Origin of the sequence: Sulfurimonas sp. HSL-1716, assembly GCF_039645975.1 — a bacterium.
Lineage (GTDB): Bacteria > Campylobacterota > Campylobacteria > Campylobacterales > Sulfurimonadaceae > Hydrocurvibacter > Hydrocurvibacter sulfurireducens.
Genome location: NZ_CP147918.1, coordinates 566,141 through 582,640 on the forward strand (window position 1 = coordinate 566,141; position 16,500 = coordinate 582,640).

Sequence of the window (16,500 nt, forward strand, 5' to 3'; positions counted from 1 at the left end):
TCTGCAAAACATACTATTTTAAAGGAGAAAAAATGACGATCACCAAACGTGTGACATTTATTGCCAAACCTGATGGAATCGAGAAGATGAAAGAGCTTTTAACTGCGATGGTCATACCTTCGCAGGCTGAAGACGGTTGTATATTTTACGAGATATTTCAATATGAGAACAAACCTGAAAAATTTATGGCGGTAGAGACTTGGAGAGACGAAGCAGCACTTGACGGGCATAAAGCTTCAGCACACTACAAGATATACAAATCAAGTTATGAACCTTACTGTCTTGATAAATATACGGATGAACTGGAAGTTCTGGGCTAAGAGTTTGAAATATCCGTCTTTAGACGCAAACGTCGACAAGCGGAAGCAAGGAAGTAAAATGAGTTATTTGATGGCCATAGACGCAGGAACGGGAAGCGTAAGGGCGGTGATCTTCGATACAAAAGGCAAGCAGATAAGCGTGTCTCAAAGAGAGTGGACGCATCTTGAAGAACCGGGTGTGCCAAACAGTATGAGCTTTGATTGTCAAAACAACTGGCTTCTTGTCTGCGAATGTATAAAAGAATCTTTGAAAAATGCGGATCTCAAAGGCGAAGAGATAACGGCTCTGAGCGCTACGAGCATGCGTGAGGGGATCGTGCTTTACGATAACGAGGGCAATGAGCTTTTTGCAGTAGCCAACGTAGATGCAAGAGCCTGTGATGAGGTAAAGTATCTCAAAGAGAACTTTCCCGGCATCGAAGAGGAGTTTTACGCCATCTCAGGTCAGACCTTTGCTCTTGGAGCGCTTCCCCGAATCATGTGGCTGAAAAACAACAGAGAAGATGTCTATGAAAAGGTATCGCGTATCTCCATGATAGGAGACTGGATACTTTTCAAGCTTAGCGGTATTATCGCGACGGATCCGAGCAACGGGGGCACTACGGGGATATTCTCGCTTAAAGACAGAGACTGGCAAAGCGAAATGGCGGCAAAGACCGGCCTAAAAGATGATATTTTTCCTCCATGTCTGGAGGTCGGCACGCTTATGGGAACAGTGAGCGAAAAAGCCGCACATGAGACGGAGCTTTGTTTATCTACAAAGGTCGTGATGGGAGGAGGCGACGTCCAGCTCGGTTCTGCCGGTCTGGGTGTCGTAAACGAAGGTGATGCGGCGATTTTGGGAGGATCGTTCTGGCAGCAGATCGTCAACATTTCAAGCGGTGTCATACCTCCAAAAGATATCTCTGTGCGCGTTAATCCGCATGTCGTAAAGGGGCAGTCACAAGCCGAAGGGATAACCTTTTTCAGCGGTCTTGTGATGCGGTGGTTCAGAGATGCCTTTTGCGACATGGAAAAACTCGAAGCCCAAAAAAGAGGCATGGATGTTTACGCGGTTTTGGAAGAGAAAGCCAAAAGCGTACCTGCGGGCTCGCACGGCATCATTCCCATCTTCTCCGATTCTATGAAATACGGCAGATGGTATCATGCCGCTCCGAGCTTTTTAAACCTCTCTATCGATCCAACTGTATGCAACCGTATTTCGATGTTTAGAAGCCTGCAGGAAAATGCGGCGATAGTATCGAGCATAAACCTGCAGAAAATAAAAGAGTTTACGGGCATCGAGATAGATACCGTCGTATTTGCCGGAGGAGCGAGCAAAGGCACCCTTTGGCCTCAGATACTCGCAGACGTCACGGGATGCAGTGTCAAGATCCCAAAAGTAACCGAAGCGACGGCTTTGGGTGCGGCAATGGCCGCTGGTGTCGGAGCGGGGATATACGAAGATATAGTGTCTGCGGCAAACAGATTGGTTGTCTGGGATAAAACGTATGAGCCAAACATGCAAAACAAGCAGATCTATGATGAGCTAAAAACAAAGTTCGAGCATGCTTACAGCGCTCAGTTGAAGCTTGTAGACGAAGGCGTGACGACCTCTATGTGGAAGGCTCCCGGGCTGTAAGAGCCTTGTAACAATTTTGAAATATTGTAGTGTTATATTGCTATTATGCAAACGACACTCACACAGACTTGGCTGGACAGGTTGGATCTTCTGGATATCGCCTTTCAGCCGATCTTAAATATCCATACCGGTAAAATCTATGCAGTCGAAGCTCTGCTGCGCAATGTCGAAGATGCCGGATTTAAGTCTATATTCTCTCTTTTTGACAAGGTATACAAAGAGGGTATCCTTTACCCTTTTGATATAAAACTAAGAGAGATCGCGTTTGAAAAATTCACTACCATACCCGGCTACAAAGAGATAAAACTTTTTTACAATCTTGACAACCGCCTTTTCGAGATAAAGAACTATTCTCACGGAAATACGAAAAGATTATTAGAACAGTTCGATATCTCAAAAGACAATATCTGTTTTGAGATATCCGAACGTCATGAGATAACTCAGGAATGCGATATAACCACAGTCTTAAAACATTATCAGGATGAAGATTTTTGCATAGCTATCGATGATTTCGGGGTAGGACATTCAGGGTATAAGCTTCTGTATGAAAGCACTCCAAACGTCATTAAGATAGACAGATTCTTTTTAAGCGGTATCGAAACGAACATGAAAAAAAAACTGCTTGTCAGAAACATAACGAACCTGGCGGTACAATTCGGTATAAAGGTCATAGCAGAAGGGGTGGAAACAAAGGAAGAGCTTCTAACCTGTAAGGATATCGGATGCCACTATATACAGGGGTATCTCATCCAAAGACCGACCTTGAACGCCAAAGAGATAAAACCTCGTTATGAGGAGATCGTGGAGATTCTAAAAAGTGATAAAAGAGCAAAAGATATAAACTCCCAGATAAACGCATACATAGACAGGGCAAAGCCGTTTGATATAAAGACAAAAACGGCGGAGGTACTCAAATATCTCAAAGAAAATCCGAATATAAGTATCATGCCCATTGTCAACTCTTTGGATGAACCGATGGGCATCCTGCAGGACAAAGAGATAAAGAACTTTTTGTATTCGCCTTACGGGATGTCGCTTTTAAACAACGATTTTACGCAAAAGACAAAACTGAAAAATCTGATGACACCATGCGGTACCGCCGATATCAACAGTGACATATCCACGATAATAGAGCTTTTTTCCAATAATCCCGAATCGGTCGGCATCCTTATTACAAAGAATTCAAAATATGTCGGATTTCTCTCTGCGCGTGCGATCATCACTATCATGAACGAACAGAATCTTATCTTTGCAAGAGAACAAAATCCGCTCACAAAACTGCCCGGCAATATGGCAATAGACAGATATCTTGCCGGTATTTCGGATGACAACTGCATCCTGTGCTATTTTGATCTGGACAATTTTAAGGCGTATAACGATAACTATGGATTTAGAAACGGGGACAGGGTGATAATGCTGTTTGCGGATATTTTAAAACAAAATCTTCCCGGCGAGTTTTTTAAAGCGCATATCGGCGGAGATGATTTCTTTGTCGCCGTCAAATTTCATAAAAACGGTGAGATCGCTTACGTAAATGCCATAAAAGAGATCATAGAAAAGTTTTCGCAAGACGTAAAGGCTTTTTATAGCCAAGAGGATCTGCAAAGAGGGTATATCGTGGCCAAAGACAGAGAATGCAAGACGAGAGAGTTTGCTCTGCTGAGCGTCAGCGCTTCTGTCATAGTGATAAAAACAAAAACAAAAAGAGATCTGGAGAGCATCAATATGGTTTTGTCTTTTCAAAAAAAGATCGCCAAGAACGACAACACGAAGATATGTATAAGCAGTTTGTTGTAAAACCCGGAGCGTAAAAGCGGTTATAGAGATAAAAAAAGGGAAGGATCCGATTCCGAAGAACCGGATTTATGAAGGACCGATCTGTTTGTACAGGGAGTTTAGATCCCCCAAGACGTTTATGCTGGCGATCTTTCCGTTTTTAAAGTGAAAAAAAGAAGCGCCGGAGTAGCTGATACGTTTTTTTGTCGGTTCATAATCGAGAAGTTTTCCTTCATGTTTGCCTGAATAGGTCACATAAGCTGAAGCTACATTTCCCTCAGAGATCAAGATCTCGACGGCATGATAAAGGTTGGGAAATGCCTCAAAGAGCATTTTCGCATAATCTTTAAAACCGTCTATGCCGTTGGCGACAATATCTAAAGAGCCTCTGAAACGGACGTCGCCATCGAGCAATAGATCCGCTTTTGTAAAATCATGACTGTTCCACATAGCATAGTATTCACTCACAAGTTGTTTGTTGTCCATGATCTTTCTTTAATCAACGTAATTTTTTTTGTGACCGAATTTTTGCACCGAAGGGTATTCATCGTCAAAGTCATCCATGTCATCATAATCTTCATAATTGATCGAGAAGATCTTCTCATAGCCTCTTTTTTCAAGCTCGCTATCGAGCACATGTGTGTCGTACCCTTTGCTTTTGCAAAGCTCTAAGATTTCAGCAATATCATCTGAATCAACGCCGTAAAGTTCCATTTCTAATTTAATATCAGAAATTTTCATTCGTTCCTCTTAAAAAACAATAAAAATAGCAGTAAAACACCGCTCTGAAAAGTTTGATTGTTCATCAAACACAGACATAAAAAACTAAATCAAAGATCTGACTCAATAGCGAAGCGCTATGAATATCTGAGTAGGAAATTATACAATATTTTGCAATTTTTTATAGTAACTCTTAATTTTTTTAATGCTAGAATCTATTTAAAATATATCGGAGCCGCGCGTGAAAGAAAATTCTGAAGTCTTAGCATTAAAATACCGTCCCAACAGTTTTGAGGAACTGATAGGCCAGGAAGCTATCTCTCAGACGCTTTCGCTTGCACTTGATTCAAAACGGCTCTCCCATGCCTATCTTTTCTCGGGACTTAGAGGAAGCGGCAAGACGTCCACGGCGCGTATCTTTGCCAAAGCTCTCATCTGTGACAGAGGGCCGACATCAAATCCATGCGGCAGCTGTGAACACTGCATGATGGCCGAACAAAACCGCCATATAGATATCATTGAGATGGATGCGGCTTCAAACCGCGGGATCGACGATATACGCGAACTGGTCGAACAGACGAAATATAAACCGGCATCTGCAGGATATAAGATATTTATCATCGATGAGGTACATATGCTGACGCCTCCGGCATTCAATGCTCTTTTAAAAACGCTTGAAGAGCCGCCGGAATACGTGAAGTTCATACTTGCGACGACCGATCCGTTGAAACTTCCCGCTACCATACTTTCGCGCACTCAGCATTTTAGGTTCAAGCGCATTGCACCTTTGAAGGTTGTGCACCATCTTTCACATATACTTCATCTTGAAAATATCGAGTATGAACCTCAGGCTCTGGAGATACTTGCGCGCAGCGGAAACGGAAGCCTTCGCGATACTTTGACTCTGCTCGATCAGGCTATTATCTATTCGAAGAACTTCGTGGACGTCAAGACCGTTACCGATATGCTCGGGTTAGTAGACCCTAACTTTATAACGGAGATATTTAAAGCGGTATTTGCCAAAGATTATGCTTCACTGGTCGAGTTTACGAAAGTACTTGAAGAGTATGAAGCCGAGATGGTTGTCGATGAGCTTGTTTCCTACTTAAAAGAGCGGATGTTTGCAAACGATCCGCTCTTTTCTACGCTTATATTGGATAGATTTTTCAGGATACTGAATGATTCGAAAAGTCTGTTCGCTATCAATGCCGACGGAAGTTTTGTCCTCTCGCTTCTTTTTTTCAAGATGGTCGAAGCCCTTAGAGTCAAAGAGATAGACCAGATGATAGAATCTCTGCAAAAAGAGGTGAAGCATCTGGATGTCGTGAAAGTTCCGGCTCCGGCTCAGATAGCCGATAAATATGAGGATGAAGAGCCTCTCAAACAGTCTCCTGCCGAGGTACCTGCGGTGCAAGAGGAAACTTCATCGGAAGAAAAAGCAGATGATGAATCGCTTAAAAAATATGAAAAACTCGTCGCAAACATTATGGATAGAAACATAGAACTGGGAGAGTGTTTTGTCCGACATATCCGTTTTATCTCTTTTGAAGAGGGTGTGTTGACATGGGAAAGCTGTGTTGATGAAGAGTGCAAAAAAGCGCTTAGCCGTGGTTTTAGTGTTATAAAACAGCTGGTTCGCGAGGTGTTCGGATTTGAAACGGTTATGAAAAACCTTCCATGCTCCAGATCAGAAGAACAGATAGTGCAAAACCAGCCAGAATCCCAAGAAGAGGAAGAATCTCAACCCTCTTCGATGGTGGAAGAGAGCGAAGTCGGAACGGGAAGCTGTGTGACGAACTGTTCGGAGGGCGACGAGTCGGTAAAAGAGTTTGACGGAGCTTCCATTTTGGATGAGCCGATGATACAAAAAGCCACAGAGATGTTTGAAGCTACGAAGATAACGGTACAGTCAAAAATATAACTTTGAAAAACAGATCTGCGAAAAACAAGTACGCCGTACATGGCTTTTTTATCTCCATTGCCACGACCATTGCCGAACCTGCGACCATTTTGCCTCTGATGGTGAGTTTTTTCGGCGGTTCGCATCTGCTTATAGGTTTTTTTACTTCACTTATCAAAGGCGGTTCTATTTTAGTACAGCTGTTTGCCGCTTTTTATGCACAGAGCTATCCCAAGATGATGCCTTATCTTTACCGCGTTTTTGCCGCAAGGTTCTTTGCCTGGTTTAGCATAGGTTTTGTCATCTTCTTTTTCGGCAAAGACCATCCCGATATCGCTCTTGTCAGTATAGGAACGGGATTATTTCTATTTTCGTTTGCAGCCGGATTTGGGTCGGTCTATTTTAACGAGATAGTCGCAAAAGTCTTTACCCATAAAACCCGAGGCAAAGCGATAGCCAACAGACAGTTCTTTATGGGGCTGGGTTCGATCATAAGCGGCGGGATAGCTGGCTGGATAATGTCGATGTATGAAGCTCCGTATTCGTACGGAGTGCTTTATATGTTCAGTGCGCTGCTTATGCTTATTGGCATCTATGCTTTTGCGACCATAGAGGAGCCGGTAAAGGAACAGGTATCGCAAAAAGAGGAGAAGTTCAGACATTTTTTAAAAAACAGTTTTAAAACTCTGCGGGCCGACAAAGCCTTGAGATGCCAGATCCTTGTTTACCTGTTTTCATATACCTATCTTCTGTCTCTGCCTTTTATTATTTTGGACATAAAAGATCAGATACACCTCAGCGGTTTTATCGTCGGCGGACTTATAACGGCACAGATGGCAGGCGGAATGATAAGCAATATCCTCTGGGGATATCTTTCTCAAAACAGATATATAGTACGAAGCGGGTTTGTTTTGCACATAAGCGCGATCGCCCTTATGCTTGTAAGTACGAAAGAGGAAGTTTTTTTTCTGGTGTTTTTTCTCATAGGTGCTGCGATGGACGGTCTTCGCCTCGCTTTTTCAAACATGATTCTTATCATTGCTCCCGAACATAAACGTCCCGTTTATATTGCGCTGCAGTCGAATCTGACTTCTTTAGGGCTTTTTTTCCCCGTTTTAGGCGCTTTACTGGTAGAGCGTTTGGGATATCATCCGCTTTACGGGTTCACTCTTCTTACGTTAAGTGCGGGATTTCTTCTCTCGCTGAGGTTAAAGTAGTTTATTTCAGGTTGCCTATAGCATCGACTATAAGGGATATCTCTGTTTTGGCTTCGGTGAGAGACTGCTGGGTGCGTTCGGCAAGTTTGCGTACTTCGTCCGCGACAACGGCAAAACCGCGTCCATGTTCACCCGCACGGGCTGCCTCTATGGCGGCGTTTAGAGCGAGCAGATTTGTCTGATCCGCTATGTCGTTAATGGTTTCTAAGACTTTGTATATCTCTTTGCTTTGAGATTGCAGCTGCGTTATATCCGTCTGCTCTTCGCTGCTGTGTACCTCGCAGCTTTCCAGTTTACTTTTTAGATCTTCGATTTGCAATGCCGTTTCGTTTTCAAGATTTGAGAGTTTTTCTTTGAGTTCATCTATCGTGATGAGATAGGAATCTTCAAGCTCTTTTTTTTCATTGACGATCTGCTCTTGCGTATCATGCAGCGAGCTGTTTTGCTCTTTTAATCCGTTATTCTCCTCTTGCAGTTCATGCATATCTTTTTCGATCTTTGAGATCTCATTTTGCAGAGACATTATCGTTTCGTCTTTAAAATCGTCGTTCGTATCTGTGATTTTTTCGATGATTGTCTCTTTTGTTTTTCCAAACAGCATATAACCCGCAAAAATTCCTGCGATCAGCGCGAGAAGAGCAGAGATAAATATAAAGACGTATGATGCAGACGATTTTTCGACGACCTTTTTGATAACGGGTTTATCGACATATACGGTGCGTATTTGAGGTTTGGGTGTCATGTCTTGCTTTTGTTGTTTTGTAGCAGGTGCGGGAAGATCTTTTTTCATCTGTAGATAACTCTTCTTTATCGATTCGATCTCTTCTTTTTGTACGGTTTTGTTTTTTAGCGAATCCAAAAGCGTGACAGTAGCGTTTCTTATCTTGTTTAAAGATGCGTCTTTGTCTGATGAAGAGACAAGCAGCCTCTCATGTGTTGCAAGAGTAAGGTAATAAAGGGAGATTTTATCTTCGATGCCAAGACGGGGTGCTATCTTGTCTATTTTGTCATTTAATTCTGCATAGTTCGTTTCAAGATTTTCTGCGAAAAGATTTACAAATATAAAAAAAGCCAATAGTATGATTTTCATACTTGTATTAAAGCATAAAACTCTTCAAAAATCAAACTATATTTAGCTAAAACAGATAAATATAGTAGAATTTCATTATGAAAAAATTGAAGATATTAATAACCAATGACGACGGATATGAAGCAAAGGGTTTGCGCTGTTTGATCGAAGCGCTAAAAGATATAGCCGATCTCACGGTCGTGGCACCTGCGACGGAGAAATCGGCCTGCGGACATTCGCTCACTCTGACGCGTCCGCTCAGGTTTGTGAACGTCGATGACAACTTTCATAAGCTTGACGACGGTACGCCCAGCGACTGTATCTATCTGGCGCTAAACTCACTTTTTGAAGGAACGAAACCCGATCTTGTCATAAGCGGCATCAACCGCGGTTCGAACATGGGAGAGGATATCACCTACTCGGGTACCTGTGCGGGAGCCATGGAGGCCGTACTGCATGACATTCCCGCCATCGCCATCTCTCAGGTAGTCGATTTTGCCGTTTCGAACAACGACTATACGCTTGCTTGTGAAACTATCAGAGAACTCGTACTGAAGATAAGCAGAGGCGTGTTTCCTCTCCCTCACAGAGAGTTTTTAAACGTGAACATTCCTATGGGCGTCACGGAAGCAAAGATGATGGTGACCTATGCCGGGTACAGATTTTATGCAAACGACGCACATCTTCACCGCAACCCAAGGGGAGAGGAGTTCTACTGGCTGGGGCTGCATCCTCTTGCTTTCAAGCCAAGAGAAAAGTATGCAGGGCTATGCGATTATGATGCCATAGAACAGGGCTATATTTCACTCACGCCCGTTCATCTGGACCTGAGTGCCTATCACTCCATGAACAAGCTCGAGGAGTGGCTTTGAGATATGCCAGAAGCGAGATGCTTTTTGGAGAAGATTTTAAGAAACTCCAAGATGCAAAAATCCTTCTTCTTGGTGTCGGCGGAGTGGGGAGCGTATGTCTTGACTGCCTCGTACGTACCGGTGTAACCGACATCACCATAGTAGACTTCGACAGTTATGACGAAACGAATCAAAACCGTCAGATGTGGTCTGAACTGCATCTGGGAGAATCGAAAGTAGAAGCGCTCAAAAAACACTATCCCAGCGTTACCGCCATACATGTAAAAGTGGACAAAGAGTGGATAGACGCTGTAGATTTTGATAAGTACGACCTGGTGCTTGATGCCATTGACGATATCCATGCAAAGCTCTATCTCGCCCAAAAAACATACAAAAAGCTTATCTCGGCAGTGGGATCGGCAAAAAGACTCGATCCTACAAAAGTTGAGGTTTCTACCATCTGGAAAACTCACGGAGACAGGTTCGGTGCGAAGATCCGCTATGAGCTTAAAAAAAGAAAATTCTCCAAAAACTATACGGTGATCTTTTCAAGCGAACCCTCACTCATAAAAGAGAAGGGCAGTTTTATGGGAGTTACGGGAACATTCGGATTGACAATGTGTTCGCAGGCTGTCATGAGACTCACGGGGAAGAAGTGATGACTTTTAAAGAGATAGAACAGTTCGATCCTATAAGTGCATGTGAAGGAGTTGCAGGGGACGGATGCGGCGGCGGACGGATCTTTTTTACGGACAAAGATTCGCTAAAGGTTTATGATCCGACTACAAAAAAAGTTTTCACTCTTTTAGAGGATATGCAAAATCCAAAGGAACTTTCAAAAAAAGGGTGTCTTCTCTTTTTTACTTGCGAAGAGAAAAATATGACATATGACCTTTCTAAAATGAGCCTGATCTAAAAGGATCAGCGGATTTTTAGACAATCCTCTTTCTCTATCGTATAGTCGAACAACGGTCTTGAAGAGAGATCCACGTAATGCTGTTCTATGATGACGTCTTTTTTCGTTATGATATAGTTCGTATAGGGATTGTTGCAGGCGATCTGGCAGTCGTATTTAAACATCAGTTTGTTGAACGTCTTTTCGTTCTTTTTCCATTGACCTTTAAACATCGGGTCGTTTACGCTCACCATCTTCTCTACAACGATATGGTTTTCGATCGCGAACGCTCTTGTCATCTTTGTTACCCTGTCTATCTGTATGGGTGCACTTTTTGCCATCTGAGTGGCTACTTCGTAAGCGATTTCCTTTGAAGACATCTTGTCAAATACGCTCATATCCAGAGGTTTGTTGTGCATTCCTGCATATAAAAAACTCGCCGTAAATATCAGAAAAAAAAGAAACTTTTTCATGCGGACTTCTTTTGATTGGATTTTATTAACTGTATCAGATTTAATCTTAATTTTCAAAATTTAACAGTATTAAATATCCCGCTCTTTAAAAAAGTTTGTCGCAGATCCCGTTGCTTGAAGCCAGCATTAGTGAAAAGCTTTCTTTGTCTATAGGTCTGGAACAGTAATACCCTTGTAGATATTTCGATCTTTTTTCATTTGCAAAAAAGTATTGTTCGTATGTTTCGATCCCCTCGATAACGACTTCGAGGTTGAAGTTTTTGGCGATCGTTATTATCGTGCTTATAAGCTCTTTGTCGTCGACATCGTCTTGAATGTCATGCGTAAAGGATTTGTCGATCTTGAGTGTGGTAAATGGCAGCTTTTTAAGATATGAAAGAGAGGAGTAGCCCGTTCCAAAATCATCGATCGAGAGGTTTACCCCAAGCTCTCTTAAGTGCAGCATCTTATCGCGGACGGAATCTATGTCTTTTACGATAATGGATTCCGTCAGTTCCAGCTCAAGATTGTTCGCTTTTATATCACTGCTTTTTATGATCTTTTCTATCTGCTCTAAGAAATCTTTGTTGTTAAACTGATAACTGCTTACGTTCACGGCTATTTTTCTGAATGTCGTTATATTGGGAAACCGTTTTTGCCACTGTGTAAACTGTTCTACGGCATTTTTAAGCACCCATTCGCCGATACCAAAGATAAGTCCGCTCTCTTCGGCGATTGGGATGAACTCATCGGGAAAGATCTCTCCGAGTTTAGGGCTTTTCCATCTTAGAAGGGCTTCCGCACCGGCGATTTCGGAGGTGGCGAACTCGACTATCGGCTGATAATGTATCTCAAACTCGCCGTTTTGCGCCGCTTGACGGAGTTCGTTTTCGATCTCCAAGCGTCTTTTGACCCAGTTATCCATTTCGCTCTGATAGAATCTGGTCGTATTTCTGCCCTCTTTTTTCGATTGGTACATCGCGATATCGGCATGTTTCAACAAGTCGTCCGCGTCTTGCGTATCATGGCTTATGAGCGTGATGCCTATGCTTGAAGAGATATTTAGGTTGTACCCTTCTACTTCAAATACCATGTTTAAAGATTCATGGATTTTTAGGGCAATATATTCAAGATGCGTCGCAGCTATCTTCTCATTGTTTGAGAGATCGGGTGCCAGAATGACGAATTCGTCACCGCCTATGCGGGCGACGACATCTTCGGCCCTTACGGCATCGAGAAGTCTTTTTGCGGTTTGTTTAAGAAGTTCGTCTCCTATGTTGTGTCCTAAAGAATCGTTTATGTTTTTAAAGTGGTCGAGATCCAAGAAGATGATCCCAAATATCCGGCCGTGTCTTTTAAATCTCAATATCTCTTTGTTTATATCTTTTAGGAGGTTCATCCTGTTTGGTATGTCGGTGAGAGTATCGTAGTTCGCCTGATGTTCTATATGCTGTTGTGCAAGTACTCTTTGCGTTATGTCCGAGACGATCCCGATTGCGCCGATGATCTCTCCGGATATATCTCTTAAAGGAGAAGTCGTCATATTGATCCAGATCTCTTTTTTTGCAAACAGGGTTTTGTATTCACCTTCGTAAAATCCCTGTATACCCTCAAGGGCAGCCTGCAGTGTCGGAAGTATCCTTTTATCTTTGATTGTATTGAGATCTAGTCCGGTGAGAAAATTTCGCGGTGCTTCAAGAAAATAGACAAACTCCTGGTTTACCTCTTTGATAATAAAGTTATTGTCATAGAAGAAGATGCCGATAGGCACGCCTTTAAAGATCGTCTCGAATTTCTGTTCGGATCTTGAGAGCTCATCTAGTTTGATCTGGTACAAAAGCTGCGATTTTATGGAATCGACATAGTTTTTATTGAATATTTTTGAGATATATAACAATAAAAGCAGGTAAAGCGAAATGATCGCGGCCAGCTCGTAATGGATAGATGTTCCTTGCAAAATGAACTGCAGGATAAGCGGAACGAGTATGATAGTTAAAAATATTCGAAGTTCTCGCAGCAGAGGGAGCAGGCTGCTCATAGCTCCCGAACTCAGACCGGCGATAAAAATAGCCGTTATAGTCTGGTATGTAAAATCACCGCTTATAAAGAACATGCACGGAGTCACGGCCCAGGTAAGCGCGGAGAGAATGACTCCCGCCAAAAATATCCGTCTCCATTTTTCGGTGCTGAAATGCTCTTTCTCTTTTTCAAATCTTTTTAAAGAGATAAAACGCCAAAGAGATACCAAGATCAGGGCGATGTCCCAGAAAATTAAATATTTGATATTAACGATTTTATAAAAAATCAGATTAAAAATAATTGCACTGGCTGCAACTCCGATCAATGATATTTTTAAGTTTGTATAAGCTTCTTTTACTAATCTTTTTATATGCAATTATTAAGGTCTTTCTCGAAAATAAAAAATTTTTATGTGATTATATCAAAACTTTATTTTGATTTTTTGATATAATCGTATCAATAAATTCTAATGTTGCCAAAAGAGAAACTATGCAGATACAAGAACCCATGACAAAATTCGGATACCAAAAACTTCAAGCCGAGATCAATCAGCTGAAACTGGTTGAACGCCCGCAGACAGTAAAAGATATAGAAGAGGCTTTGGAGCATGGTGATCTAAAGGAGAACGCAGAATACCATGCTGCCAAAGAGAAACAAAGACTCATAGATACAAGACTCATCGAACTGGCCGAACTGGTTACCAATGCCCAGATAGTCGATCCCGGCGAGCTTGAACATACAAGAGTCAGTTTCGGTTCTACGGTCACTCTTAGCGATATGAACAGCGGTGAAGAGGTGACGTATACCATAGTAGGCGGATGCGAGAGCAATCCCGATATCGGTCTTATCTCGTTTAACTCTCCTTTGGCAAAACAGCTTCTCGGACGCGAAGAGGGAGACGACGTGAAGGTGAAACTTCCAAGCGGTGTTAAAGAGTTCGAGATCGAAGAGATAAAATATCAGGAGATAGTATTTGAATGTCACTAATGTAGCGATCATAGGAGCCAGCGGATATACGGGTCTAGAGCTTTTAAAGATGCTTATAAATCATCCCTATTTTAATATCGCCTATGTCGCCAACAGCGAAGGAAATATGAGCTTAAAAGAGCTTCATCCTTCGTTAGAAGGCGTCTTTGAATGCGATGTCCAAAAAGCGGATATCGATGAGGTTGCAAAGATCTGTGAACTCGTATTTTTGGCGCTTCCCCACAAAGCGGCGATGGCGTATGTCAAACCGTTGCTGCAAAAAGGTCTCAAGGTCGTGGATCTTTCGGCTGATTACAGACTTGAGAAAGGGACCTATGAAAAGCATTACTGCCAACATACGGACCAAGAGAACCTGACGCATGCCGTCTACGGTCTTCCCGAGTTGTTCCGCCAGGAGATAAAAAAAGCAAAACTCATAGCAAATCCGGGATGTTATCCGACAAGCGTGATACTCGGTGCACTGCCGTTTATGCAGTACAAAAAAGCTGCGACTCCTTTCATCGTCGATGCAAAAAGCGGCGTGAGCGGAGCGGGTAAAAAACTAAGCGACGTCACGCACTTTGTAAACGTAAACGACAATTTTTTTGCGTACAACCCTTTAGAGCATCGCCATGCTCCCGAGATCGCGGAAAAACTGAACATCGATTTTTCGGATGTAAGTTTCGTGCCTCATCTGGTTCCTGCGACACGCGGAATGATATCGTCTGTGTATATGCAGGTAAGCGGTGATTTCGATCCTATAGAGATTTTAAAAGAGTACTACAAAGATGAAAAGTTCGTCCGCGTGAGAGAAAATCCCGTTGATATGAAAAGCGTTGCGGGAACGCATTTTTGCGATATTTTTGCCAAAAGAAACGGCGATACTCTGTTTATTTCCTCTGCGATCGACAACCTGTTAAAAGGTGCATCTTCGGCAGCCGTTGCAAATGCAAATCTTATGATGGGGTATGACGAGCATATATCTCTGCCGAATATAGCGTATGTCCCATAGTTTTGAACTCAAAAAGGGAGCATTCATCATTTCGGATGCTCACTACTCTTCGCATCACCGTCCCGAACTCAAATCACTTTTTGAAGATATTTTCTCAGGCAGGTTGAACCCGTCTCAGCTTATCTTGATGGGGGATATCTTCGATGCACTTTTTGCTCCCATCCCTTACACCGTACATGAAAATCGGGATATGATCGGCCTTTTAAACGGAATCTCAAAAAAGATCGAAATCGTCTATCTGGAAGGAAATCATGATTTTTGCCTGAAGGGGATCTTTGAAAACATCAAGATATACCCTCTAAAATCCCAGCCCGTCTCTTGCAGATATGAGAATAAAACAGTTCTTCTTGCCCATGGCGATCTTGGTGAAGGGATTTTGTACAAAATATACACGTCACTGATCAGAAGCCCTTTTGTTCTTTATCTCTTAAAATATATAGATATTCTAGGAAATCATTTTATACTTAAAAATCTTGACCGATACCTGCAAAAAAAAGAGGATTGTAATGATTTTGAAGCTTTTCAGGAGTATATTACGGCACGTATCGGTAAAAGATTTACAGGCAGATGCGACTACTTTATCGAGGGTCATTTTCATCAAAACAGAAGCTTTGAGATCGATGATTTCGTCTATATCAATTTGCCTGCTTTTGCTTGTAATCAAAGATATTTTATAGTACAATCGTCTCAACAAGAACTATTATTAGAAGCGCAAACTTCTAAGGGGTTAGGTAATGAAAAATGATTCATCGTTAAAAGTCGGCAGCAATGAGATGGAGCTCGTAGACTTTCGTATCTTCAAACAAGAAGACGGCGAAGTTTATGAAGGGATCTACGGTGTCAATGTCGCAAAAGTAAGAGAGATCATCAGAGTTCCCGTTTTAACGGAACTTCCCGGTGTGCCTGAATTTATCGAAGGAATATTCGATCTCAGGGGAGTGGTTATACCCGTTGTCAATCTGGCAAGATGGATGGGTGTCACCGTACCCGAAGACGCTGAAAAAAATGCACGTGTGATCATCGCAGAGTTCAATAACATCCTTATAGGTTTTATCGTGCATGAAGCAAGACGTATCCGCCGTATCAACTGGAAAGATATCGAACCTGCGGCGTTTATATCGAACTCTGATGGTATCGACGGAAGTAAGATAACGGGTGTAACGCGCATAGAAGACGATGCCGTTCTTTTGATACTTGATTTGGAAACGGTCGTACAGGATCTGGGGCTTTACAAACCTAATGTAGGAGACATTCCAAAAGAGATCGACAGTTTCAGCGGACTTGTTTTGCTGCTTGACGACAGTTCGACGGCAAGAAAAATAGTAAAAGAAGCAGTTGAAAAGATGGGATTCGATGTTATAGAAGCCAGTGACGGACAGGACGGTCTGGAGCGGCTGGACGAACTGTATGCCATGTATGAGGATAATATTGCCAAACATCTTAAGCTGATCATTTCAGATGTCGAGATGCCTTTGATGGACGGTTTTCATTTTGCTGCAAACGTTAAAGAGGACGGCAGGTTCAAAAATATCCCTATAGTGTTTAACTCGTCTATAAGCGACCATTTTAGCGAGATACGTGGAAAAGATGCTGGTGCTGAAGCTTATTTGGTTAAGTTTGACGCTAATTTATTTTACGGTGAAGTTGCGCGCGTAGTCCGTGCGCATATGAAGTAGGAGAGT

17 protein-coding genes are annotated in these 16,500 nt (G+C 42.4%); 12 read left to right on the forward strand and 5 right to left on the reverse strand.

What is annotated here, in order from left to right:
* Positions 1–32: 32 nt before the first annotated feature.
* The 3 genes from WCY03_RS02990 to WCY03_RS03000 are packed head-to-tail and all read left to right on the forward strand — an operon-like array spanning position 33 to position 3,738.
* Positions 33–320, forward strand: coding sequence for a putative quinol monooxygenase (locus tag WCY03_RS02990; protein ID WP_345993510.1), 288 nt, complete (start codon positions 33–35; stop codon positions 318–320).
* Positions 321–378: 58 nt separating this feature from the next.
* Positions 379–1,941, forward strand: coding sequence for an autoinducer-2 kinase (gene lsrK, locus WCY03_RS02995; RefSeq protein WP_345993511.1), 1,563 nt, complete (start codon positions 379–381; stop codon positions 1,939–1,941).
* Between the two features lie 45 nt (positions 1,942–1,986).
* Entirely contained in the window at positions 1,987–3,738 is a 1,752-nt protein-coding gene (locus WCY03_RS03000; RefSeq protein ID WP_345993512.1) for a GGDEF domain-containing protein, read from the forward strand.
* Between the two features lie 66 nt (positions 3,739–3,804).
* On the opposite strand, the gene WCY03_RS03005 is transcribed toward WCY03_RS03000, so the two are convergent.
* Together WCY03_RS03005 and WCY03_RS03010 are read right to left on the reverse strand one after the other, a co-directional pair.
* Positions 3,805–4,203 carry an ester cyclase gene (locus WCY03_RS03005; RefSeq protein WP_345993513.1) on the reverse strand — a complete coding sequence of 133 codons (399 nt, stop codon included), beginning with the start codon at positions 4,201–4,203 and terminating at the stop codon, positions 3,805–3,807.
* Between the two features lie 9 nt (positions 4,204–4,212).
* Positions 4,213–4,458: a hypothetical protein gene (locus tag WCY03_RS03010; protein ID WP_345993514.1), complete on the reverse strand. Its 246-nt coding sequence runs from the start codon at positions 4,456–4,458 to the stop codon at positions 4,213–4,215.
* Between the two features lie 220 nt (positions 4,459–4,678).
* Here WCY03_RS03010 and WCY03_RS03015 point away from each other — a divergent pair, with 220 nt between their 5' ends.
* Entirely contained in the window at positions 4,679–6,358 is a 1,680-nt protein-coding gene (locus WCY03_RS03015) for a DNA polymerase III subunit gamma/tau (protein ID WP_345993515.1), read from the forward strand.
* Positions 6,359–6,360: 2 nt separating this feature from the next.
* Entirely contained in the window at positions 6,361–7,554 is a 1,194-nt protein-coding gene (locus WCY03_RS03020; protein WP_345993516.1) for an MFS transporter, read from the forward strand.
* A 1-nt stretch (position 7,555) separates the two neighbouring features.
* Here the strand turns inward: WCY03_RS03020 and WCY03_RS03025 are convergent, their stop codons facing one another.
* Positions 7,556–8,644: a methyl-accepting chemotaxis protein gene (locus tag WCY03_RS03025; RefSeq protein ID WP_345993517.1), complete on the reverse strand. Its 1,089-nt coding sequence runs from the start codon at positions 8,642–8,644 to the stop codon at positions 7,556–7,558.
* 77 nt (positions 8,645–8,721) lie between these two features.
* On the opposite strand from WCY03_RS03025, the gene surE reads away from it, so the two are divergent.
* Genes surE through WCY03_RS03040 form a run of 3 tightly spaced genes read left to right on the forward strand, consistent with a single transcriptional unit; the run spans position 8,722 to position 10,390 of the window.
* The gene (gene surE / locus WCY03_RS03030; RefSeq protein WP_345993518.1) at positions 8,722–9,495 is read left to right on the forward strand and encodes a 5'/3'-nucleotidase SurE; all 774 of its coding nucleotides are present in this window, start codon (positions 8,722–8,724) and stop codon (positions 9,493–9,495) included.
* The gene (locus WCY03_RS03035) at positions 9,492–10,133 is read left to right on the forward strand and encodes a ThiF family adenylyltransferase (protein WP_345993519.1); all 642 of its coding nucleotides are present in this window, start codon (positions 9,492–9,494) and stop codon (positions 10,131–10,133) included. Before surE ends, WCY03_RS03035 begins: the two co-directional genes overlap by 4 nt.
* Positions 10,130–10,390 carry a thiamine biosynthesis protein ThiF gene (locus WCY03_RS03040; RefSeq protein ID WP_345993520.1) on the forward strand — a complete coding sequence of 87 codons (261 nt, stop codon included), beginning with the start codon at positions 10,130–10,132 and terminating at the stop codon, positions 10,388–10,390. The genes WCY03_RS03035 and WCY03_RS03040 overlap by 4 nt, the downstream gene beginning before the upstream one ends.
* A 5-nt stretch (positions 10,391–10,395) precedes the next feature.
* Here the strand turns inward: WCY03_RS03040 and WCY03_RS03045 are convergent, their stop codons facing one another.
* Together WCY03_RS03045 and WCY03_RS03050 are read right to left on the reverse strand one after the other, a co-directional pair.
* Positions 10,396–10,842 (reverse strand): hypothetical protein, encoded by a 447-nt coding sequence (locus tag WCY03_RS03045; RefSeq protein WP_345993521.1) that lies wholly within the window; start codon positions 10,840–10,842, stop codon positions 10,396–10,398.
* A gap of 85 nt (positions 10,843–10,927) precedes the next feature.
* Positions 10,928–13,069, reverse strand: a complete 2,142-nt coding sequence (locus tag WCY03_RS03050) for an EAL domain-containing protein (RefSeq protein WP_345993522.1) — start codon at positions 13,067–13,069, stop codon at positions 10,928–10,930.
* Positions 13,070–13,329: 260 nt separating this feature from the next.
* Between WCY03_RS03050 and greA the strand changes: the two genes are divergently transcribed.
* From greA to WCY03_RS03070, 4 genes are read left to right on the forward strand one after another with little or no spacing between them, the layout of a single operon-like run.
* Positions 13,330–13,827 carry a transcription elongation factor GreA gene (gene greA, locus WCY03_RS03055; protein ID WP_345993523.1) on the forward strand — a complete coding sequence of 166 codons (498 nt, stop codon included), beginning with the start codon at positions 13,330–13,332 and terminating at the stop codon, positions 13,825–13,827.
* Positions 13,814–14,818, forward strand: a complete 1,005-nt coding sequence (gene argC, locus WCY03_RS03060) for an N-acetyl-gamma-glutamyl-phosphate reductase (protein ID WP_345993524.1) — start codon at positions 13,814–13,816, stop codon at positions 14,816–14,818. Before greA ends, argC begins: the two co-directional genes overlap by 14 nt.
* Positions 14,808–15,563 (forward strand): metallophosphoesterase, encoded by a 756-nt coding sequence (locus WCY03_RS03065; RefSeq protein ID WP_345993525.1) that lies wholly within the window; start codon positions 14,808–14,810, stop codon positions 15,561–15,563. The genes argC and WCY03_RS03065 overlap by 11 nt, the downstream gene beginning before the upstream one ends.
* Positions 15,553–16,494, forward strand: a complete 942-nt coding sequence (locus WCY03_RS03070) for a chemotaxis protein (protein ID WP_345993526.1) — start codon at positions 15,553–15,555, stop codon at positions 16,492–16,494. Before WCY03_RS03065 ends, WCY03_RS03070 begins: the two co-directional genes overlap by 11 nt.
* The last annotated feature ends 6 nt before the right edge of the window (positions 16,495–16,500 follow it).